Here is a 7,739-nt window from a genome sequence, read left to right on the forward strand (position 1 = left end):
GGCTCGCCCTGGGTGCGCAGCGACGCCCGCAGGGTGCGGCGCTGGTCGAAGCGGCGCCCGTAGGGCGACGGCCGGTAGCGGCGGCTGTGCCGGGTCGGCAGGTGCACGGCCAGGGCCCGGATGACGTGGTCGGCCTGGAGCCGCTCGGTCTCGTTGAGCTCGTCGAACGATCTGCTCCGGAGGACCTCGGCCCCGCTGGCCAGCACCCCGACGATGCCCTCGCCGTCCTCGGCTCCCTCGGCCGGCGCCCATGACTCCTCGGCGAAGCCCCGGTCGAGCAGGACCTCGAGCTCGGGCGGGGCCCCGCCCATGCGCTGGTCCTGGCCGCTGATCATGGCCATCACGTCGCGCGACTGGCTGGGGAACCACTCGTCGAAGGCGGCGTCGTAGGCGGCCAGGTCCTGCTTGCGGGCCACCATCGAGACCCGCCCGGCCCAGTAGATTCCCGTGCGGTCGATCCGGTCCAGGGCGGCCACGGCCCGGCAGAAGGTCAGGATCCGGCCGGTGCCCACTGGCAGCCCCCGCTCGCGCAGCAGCCGCCCGAACCCGACCAGCCGCTGCAGGCCAGGCTCGGCCAGCGCCGACTCGCTCATTCCGTCCCCAGCACCTGGCCAAGGCGGGCGCGGACCAGCTCCAGGTCCTCGTGGTCCTTGAGCAGCGCGCCCAGGGTGGCGGCGGCCTGCTCGGGCTCCAGCCGGGTCGCGCCCAGGAAGGCCAGGGCCTGCGACCAGTCGATCGTCTCGGCCACCCCGGGCCGCTTGGCCACGTCCATCTCGCGCAGCCGGGCCACGGCCTCGGCGACCTGGCGGGCCAGGGCCTCGGGGACCTCGGGGGCGCGTACGCGCACGATCTCGACCTCCCGGGCGACCGAGGGATGGTCGATCCAGTGGTACAGGCAGCGGCGCTTGAGGGCGTCGTGCAGCTCCCGGGTCCGGTTGGAGGTGATGATCACCGCCGGCGGCCGCTCGGCGGCGACCCGGCCGATCTCGGGGATGGTGATGGCGAACTCGCTCAGCACCTCGAGCAGGAACGCCTCGAACTCGTCGTCGGCCCGGTCCAGCTCGTCGATCAGCAGCACGCTGGCCGACCCGGCCCGGATGGCCGTGAGCAGCGGCCGCTCGACCAGGAACTCGCGCCCGAACAGGTCGGCCTGGCCCTCGCCCAGCTGGGCGGCGCGCACGGCGATGAGCTGGCGCGAGTAGTCCCATTCGTAGAGGGCCTGGCTGGCGTCGATCCCCTCGTAGCACTGCAGTCGGACCAGCTCGCGGCCGAGCAGCTCCGACAGCACCTTGGCGACCTCGGTCTTGCCGACCCCGGCCTCGCCCTCCAGCAGCAGCGGCTTGCCCAGGTTCAGGGCCAGGTAAATGGCCGTGGCCAGGCCCCGGTCGGCCAGGTAGGCGTGGCCGGCCAGGGCCTCCTCGAGCTCGTCGACGGAACCGAAGCCGAGGGCGCCGTCACCCGGCGCCCTCGGAGTGTGCGGGCCGTTCAGCTCGACCGTGCCCCTTCGATCGCCCGCCTGGTCAGGACCTTGGCCAGGGCGCTGCGGTACTCGGAGCTGGCCAGGGCGTCGTTCGGAGGGCTGGTGCCGTCCAGCACCTGGTCGGCCGCGGCCGCCGGGTCGGACCCGGAGGCCAGCGCCTGCTCGACCGCGCTGGCCCGCAGGGGCTTCTCCCCCATGTTGGTCAGGGCCACCTTGACCCCGCCGTTGCTGGCCACCGCGGCCACGCCCACGATCGCCCAGTCCTGGGCGCGGGGGTGGAACTTCTGGTAGTTCCAGCCGGCGCCGGCCAGCTTGGGCACCCGGATCTCGGTGAGCAGGTCCTGGGGGCCGAGGGCGGACTCGAAGATGCCCGTCCAGAAGTCGGCCGCCGGCACCGTCCGCTCCCCGTCCGGCCCCTTGACGACCAGGGTCGCGTCCAGAGCGAGCAGCACCGTCGGGATGTCGGAGGCGGGGTCGGAGTGGGCCACCGTGCCGCCGACGGTCCCCCGGTGGCGCACCTGGGGGTCGCCGACCTCGCCGGCGGTGTGGGCCAGGATCGGGCAATCGCGCAGGAGCAGCTCCGAGAAGTGGGCCTCCTCCATGGTGGTCAGGGCGCCAACGGCCACGTGGTCGCCGCCGTCGCGGATGTAGTTGAGGTCCCCGATGCGGCCGATGTCGATCAGCACCGACGGGGCGGCCAGCCGCAGCCGCATCAGCGGCAGCAGCGAGTGCCCGCCGGCCAGCAGCTTGGCGTCCTCGCCGTGCTCGCCGAGGAGGCTGACGGCGTGGTCGGCGGACTCGGCGACCGTGTAGTCGAACGCTGCCGGGATCACGCCGTCCCTCCTTCCTCTTCGGGGGTCATACTGGCCGCCCCGGTGCCGCCGCCCTCGGCGACGCGCTCCCCCGGCGCCCTGCCCCGCGCCTCCTGGACGACCCGCCAGACCTTCTCCGCCGAGGCCGGCTTGTCGATGAACTCGACCCCGACGAAGCGCAGCGCGTCGGCGACCGCGTTCATCACCGCCGGCGGGGCGGCGATGGTGCCGGCCTCGCCGATGCCCTTGATGCCGAGGTTGTTGGTGGTCGACGGGGTGACCTCGCGGTCGAGGATGTACCCCGGGAGCTCGGCCGGGGACGGGATCCGGTAGGTCGACATGTTGCCGGTCAGCAGGGTGCCGTTCTCGTCGTAGAGCGCCTCCTCGTACAGCGCCTCGGCGATGCCCTGGGCGACCCCGCCCATCACCTGCCCGTCGACGATCATCGGGTTGATGACCGTGCCGCAGTCGTCCACGGCCACGTACTTGTCGATCCGGGTCGACCCGGTCTCGGGGTCGACCTCGACCACGCACACGTGGGCGCCGGACGGGAAGGTGAAGTTGGGCGGGTCGTAGACGGCCGTTGCCTCCAGGCCCGGCTCGACGTCGGCTGGCAGGGCGTGGGCGGTCCAGGCGGTGAGGGCGACCTCCGGGACCGACTTGGCCCGGTCGGGCGCGCCCTTGACCTGGAACTTGCCGTCCTTCCACTCGAGGTCGTCCTCGGCGACCTCGAGCTCGTGGGCGGCGATGGTGCGGACCTTGGCCCGGATCTTCTCGGCCGCCCGGACCAGGGCCTCGCCGCCGACCGAGGCGCTGCGGCTGCCGTAGGAGTCCATCCCGAGCGCGGAAACGGCCGTGTCGCCGTGGAGCACGTCGACGTCGTCGGGGTCGACCCCGAGGGCGTCGGCCGTGATCTGGGACCAGGTGGTCACGTGTCCCTGGCCGTGGGGCGAGGTGCCGGTGATCACCGTCACCTTCCCGGTCGGGTGGCAGCGGATGGTGGCCGCCTCCCAGCCGCCGGCTCCGTACTTGAGCGCGGCCAGGACCTGGGAGGGCGCCAGGCCGCACATCTCGATGTAGGTCGAGAAGCCGACCCCGAGCAGCTTGCCGTCGCGGCGGCCGTTGTTGGCCTGCTGCTCGCGCCGGATCTCGTCGTAGCCGACCAGCCGCTTGGCCTTCTCCATCGTGGCCTGGTAGTTGCCGGAGTCGAACGACAGGCCGCTGACGACCTCGGTGGCCTCGGTGAACGGCGGGATGAAGTTCATCTCGCGGATCTCGGCCGGGTCCTTGCCGACCCGGCGGGCCAGCGCGTCCATGATCCGCTCGACCGCGTAGGTCGCCTCGGGACGCCCGGCGCCGCGGTAGGCGTCGGTCGGGGTCTTGTTGGTGAACACCCCGGTGGCCTCGAAGCCGTAGGCCTTGCCCTGGTAGACGCCGTGGTACAGCCAGGCCCCGAGGAGCGGGATGCCCGGGGTGACGAGCTGGAGGTAGGCGCCGAAGTCGGCGTAGAGCTTGACCCGGAAGCCGAGGGTCTTGCCCTCCTCGGTCGCCGCGACCTCCATGTCCTGGATGACGTCGCGGCCGTGGATGGTGGCCAGGTAGCCCTCGGAGCGCTCCTCGGTCCACTTGACCGGCTGGCCCAGCCGGCGGGCCACCGCCACCGCGATGCACTCCTCGGCGTAGACGTTCAGCTTGGAGCCGAAGCCGCCGCCGACGTCGGGGGCGACCACCCGGATCTTGGCCTCGTTGATGTCGAGGGTGAGGGCCAGCAGAACCTTGAGGATGTGCGGGATCTGGGTGGCCGACCACACAGTGAGCTCGCCCTGGGCGGGGATCGGCTGGACGACGACCCCGCGTGGCTCGATCGCGTTGGGGATCAGCCGGGGATGGTAGTAACGCTGCTTGACGACCACGGGGGCCTCGGCGAACACCTTGTCCACGTCACCGTTGGACAGGCCCCAGGTGTAGGCCTCGTTGGAGCCGAAGGAGTCGTGGATGACGGGTGAGCCGTCCTTCAGGGCCTCCATCATGTCGGTGACGACCGGCAGCTCGTCGTAGTCGACCTCGACGGCCTCGATGGCGTCGGCGGCGTGCTCGCGGCTGTCGGCCACGACCACGGCGACGATCTCGCCCATGAAGCGGACCCGGTCCTTGGCCACCGGCCAGTGGTCAGGGGTGCGGGCGTCGCTGGTCGGCTCCTCGGGCATGATCCGGTTGCCGATCGGCCAGGCGCACGGCATGGCCGCCGCCCACTCCTCGGCCAGCTCCTCGCCGGTGAACACCGCCGTCACCCCCGGCAGCTCCTTGGCCGCCGAGGTGTCGATGCTTGCGATGGTGGCGTGGGCGACCGGGCTGCGCACGAACGACAGCCACAGCATGCCCGGCAGGGCGATGTCGTCGACGTAGCGGCCCTGGCCGGTGAGCAGCTCGGGGTCCTCCTTGCGGAGGACCCCGCCGCCGACCCAGCGCTTGGCCTCCGGCTCGGCTACCTGTGTCATTCGGACCCTCCCTGGGCGCCGGCGGGGGCGGCCTGGCGCATCTCGCCGGCCGCCTCCTGGATGGCCTTGACGATGTTCTGGTAGCCGGTGCAGCGGCACAGGTTGCCCTCGAGGCCGAGGCGGACCTCCTCCTCTTCCATGCCGGCGCCGCTCTCGATCAGCCCCAGGCCGGCCATGATCATGCCCGGGGTGCAGAAGCCGCACTGGAGGCCGTGGTTCCGGCGGAAGGACTCCTGCAGGGGGTGGAGCTGGCCGTTGCTGGCCAGGGCCTCGATGGTGGTGATCTCGGAGCCGTCGGCCTGGACGGCCAGGACGGTGCAGGACTTGACCGACTTGCCGTCCATCATGACGGTGCAGGCACCGCACGAGGAGGTGTCGCAGCCGACGTTGGTCCCGGTGAGGCCGAGGTTCTCCCGGAGGAAGTAGACCAGCAGCAGGCGAGGCTCGACCTCAGCCTCGCGCCGGACGCCGTTTACGGTGCAAGCGATGCGCCTCAAGGGCCACCTCCGTCCCGTTCGACCGGATCGAGGGGCGAGTGCAGCTTGCCCGTGACCTGCCCGGATCCGGCCGACGCTCAGCCGACAATGGTCGAACGTGCTGCACAATAGCATCGGCCGGATCCCTGGAAAATGGGAGGTTTTCCAGGGAGGCTATGCTTGGCGGTCTGACACATGGAGGTGGCTGATGCGCGACGTGCTCGACGCGATCGAGGGATGGAAGGCCGAGGGCCATCGGGTCGCGCTGGCCACCGTGACCAAGGTCAAGGGGTCGGCGCCGCGGCCGCCGGGCGCCAAGATGGCGGTCAGCGACGACGGCCGCTGGGTGGGCAGCGTCTCCGGCGGCTGCGTCGAAGGGGCCGTGCTCGAGGAGGCCGGCCGGGTGCTGGCCGGCGAGCCGGCCCGGCTGGTCACCTTCGGCATCACCGACGAGATGGTCTGGGACGTGGGCCTGGCCTGCGGCGGGATCATCGACGTGTTCGTCGAGCCCCTCCCCTGATGGGCGATCTCGGTTGGGAGCCGGTCCGCGACCTGGTCAAGGCTGACCGGCGGGGGGCGCTGGTCACGATCGTGGCCGGGCCCGGGCTGGGGGCCAAGCTGCTGGTCACCCCCGACTCGGCCGAGGGCTCCCTCGGCGACCCGGTGCTCGACGAGACCGCGATCCGGCTGGCCCGGGAGCTGCTGCCGGCCGAGGAGGCGGCCGTCCGCGAGGTCGACGGCCGCGAGCTGTTCTTCGACGTGTACGCGCCCCAGCCGCGGCTGCTGATCGTCGGGGCGGTCGACTTCGCCGCCGCCCTGGCCCGGCTGGCCCACCTCACCGGCTTCAGGGTCAGCGTGATCGACGCCAGGGAGCGCTTCGCCACCAAGGAGCGGATCCCCCACGCCGACGAGGTCGTGGTCGCCTGGCCGCAGGAGTACCTGGCCGCCAACCCGCCCGACGACGCCACCCACGCGGCCGTGCTCACCCACGAGCCACGCTTCGACGACCCCACCCTGAGCGCCCTGCTGCGCAGCCCGGTCGCCTACATCGGGGCCATGGGCAGCCGCCGCGCCCACGCCGAGCGGCTGGAGCGGCTGCGCGAGGCCGGCTTCGGCGACGACGATATCGCCCGCATCTCCGGCCCGATCGGCCTCGACATCGGGGCCACGTCCCCGGAGGAGACGGCGGTGTCGATCCTGGCCGAGGTGATCGCGGCCCGCCACGGCCGCCGCGGCGGGCCCCTGTCCGAACGCACCGCCCCGGTCCACTCCATCCAGGAGCGGGGCGAGCTCTAGATGGCCGGCGTCCTCGGCGTCGTGCTGGCCGCCGGCGGGTCGACCCGGATGGGCCGGCCCAAGCAGGTGGCCGAGCTGGACGGCCGGCCGCTGCTCGCGCATGTCCTGGCCACGGCGGCCGCGGCCCCGCTGGACCGGGTGGTGGTCGCGCTCGGGGGGGCGGCCGCCGAGGTGCTCGACCGGGTCGAGCTGGGGCGGGCCGAGCCGCTGGTGGTGGAGGGCTGGGCCGCCGGGATGGGCCACGTCCTGGCCAGCACCCTGGCCCAGGCCGGGGGGGACTGGGAGGCGGTGGTGGTCCTGCTCGGCGACCAGCCGCTGGTCCCGGCCGCCGCCGTGGCCCGGGTGGTCGAGGCCTGGCGGGCCGGGGCCGGCCCGGTGGTCACGGCCACCTACGACGGCCGGCCCGGCCATCCCAGGCTGTTCGATCGCCGGCTGGAGCCCGACCTGCTCCGCCTGACCGGCGACACCGGCGCCCGCGACCTGCTCGCCGCCGACCCGGGCCGGGTGCGCCGGGTCGAGGTCGGCGACCTCGGCAGCGATGCCGACATCGACGTCGAAGCCGACCTGGAACGGGTCGGTCGGCTGTTCACCACGACCAGCAACGGGAGGCAGGCATGAAGATCGAGAACACGGTCGAGGTCGACGCTCCCCTGGACCGGGTCTGGGCCCTGGTCAACGACATCCCCCGGGTCGCGCCGTGCATGCCGGGCGCCGCCCTCACCGGCGTGCTCGACGACGGCACCTACGAGGGCACGGTGGCGGTCAAGCTCGGTCCGCTGCGCATGTCCTACAAGGGCAAGGTCATGGTCCAGGAGGTCGACGAGGCCAACCACAGCGCCCGCCTGGCCGCCAGCGGCAAGGACACCAAGGGCGCGGGCACGGCCAGGGCCAGCGTCGAGACCCGCCTCGAATCCGCCGGCGACACCCGCACCCGCCTCCACGTCACCAGCGACGTCCAGCTCACCGGCAAGGTCGCCTCCTTCGGCCGCGGCGGTGCCATCAACGACGTCGCCACCCGCCTCTTCGGCCAGTTCGCCGACTGCCTCCGCGCCACCCTGGAGGCCGAATCGACCCCGGCGGCCGCCGGTACGGCGGAGGCGGCGGGTGCGGCCACGGGTACAGGCGCGGCCACGGGTACAGGCGCGGGCGCCGGTACGGCGGAGGCGGCGGGTGCGGG

Annotated in this window: 9 protein-coding genes; 4 read left to right on the plus strand and 5 right to left on the minus strand. The window is 73.0% G+C overall.

Features of this window, described 5'->3' with window-relative positions; translation table 11 throughout:
- The 5 genes from VF468_27670 to VF468_27690 form a co-directional block, all read right to left on the minus strand.
- The coding region (locus VF468_27670) for a hypothetical protein (GenBank protein ID HEX5882063.1) at positions 1–593 on the minus strand (593 nt) is incomplete at its 3' end.
- Positions 590–1,411 carry a MoxR family ATPase gene (locus tag VF468_27675; protein ID HEX5882064.1) on the minus strand — a complete coding sequence of 274 codons (822 nt, stop codon included), beginning with the start codon at positions 1,409–1,411 and terminating at the stop codon, positions 590–592. The genes VF468_27675 and VF468_27670, both read right to left, overlap by 4 nt.
- Positions 1,412–1,485: 74 nt before the next feature.
- Entirely contained in the window at positions 1,486–2,313 is an 828-nt protein-coding gene (locus VF468_27680; GenBank protein HEX5882065.1) for a xanthine dehydrogenase family protein subunit M, read from the minus strand.
- Positions 2,310–4,790 carry a molybdopterin cofactor-binding domain-containing protein gene (locus VF468_27685; protein ID HEX5882066.1) on the minus strand — a complete coding sequence of 827 codons (2,481 nt, stop codon included), beginning with the start codon at positions 4,788–4,790 and terminating at the stop codon, positions 2,310–2,312. The genes VF468_27680 and VF468_27685 overlap by 4 nt, the downstream gene beginning before the upstream one ends.
- On the minus strand, positions 4,787–5,287 hold the full coding sequence (locus VF468_27690) for a (2Fe-2S)-binding protein (protein ID HEX5882067.1): 501 nt from the start codon (positions 5,285–5,287) through the stop codon (positions 4,787–4,789). The genes VF468_27685 and VF468_27690 overlap by 4 nt, the downstream gene beginning before the upstream one ends.
- A 187-nt stretch (positions 5,288–5,474) precedes the next feature.
- Between VF468_27690 and VF468_27695 the strand changes: the two genes are divergently transcribed.
- From VF468_27695 to VF468_27710, 4 genes are all read left to right on the plus strand, one after another.
- Positions 5,475–5,786 (plus strand): XdhC family protein, encoded by a 312-nt coding sequence (locus tag VF468_27695; GenBank protein HEX5882068.1) that lies wholly within the window; start codon positions 5,475–5,477, stop codon positions 5,784–5,786.
- Positions 5,786–6,562: an XdhC/CoxI family protein gene (locus tag VF468_27700; GenBank protein ID HEX5882069.1), complete on the plus strand. Its 777-nt coding sequence runs from the start codon at positions 5,786–5,788 to the stop codon at positions 6,560–6,562. Before VF468_27695 ends, VF468_27700 begins: the two co-directional genes overlap by 1 nt.
- Positions 6,563–7,180: a nucleotidyltransferase family protein gene (locus VF468_27705; GenBank protein ID HEX5882070.1), complete on the plus strand. Its 618-nt coding sequence runs from the start codon at positions 6,563–6,565 to the stop codon at positions 7,178–7,180. It abuts the gene before it with no gap.
- On the plus strand, positions 7,177–7,739 hold a 563-nt coding region (locus tag VF468_27710; GenBank protein HEX5882071.1), incomplete at its 3' end, for an SRPBCC family protein. The genes VF468_27705 and VF468_27710, both read left to right, overlap by 4 nt.

The sequence above is a fragment of the Actinomycetota bacterium genome, from assembly GCA_036280995.1.
Taxonomy (GTDB): Bacteria; Actinomycetota; CALGFH01; order CALGFH01; family CALGFH01; genus CALGFH01.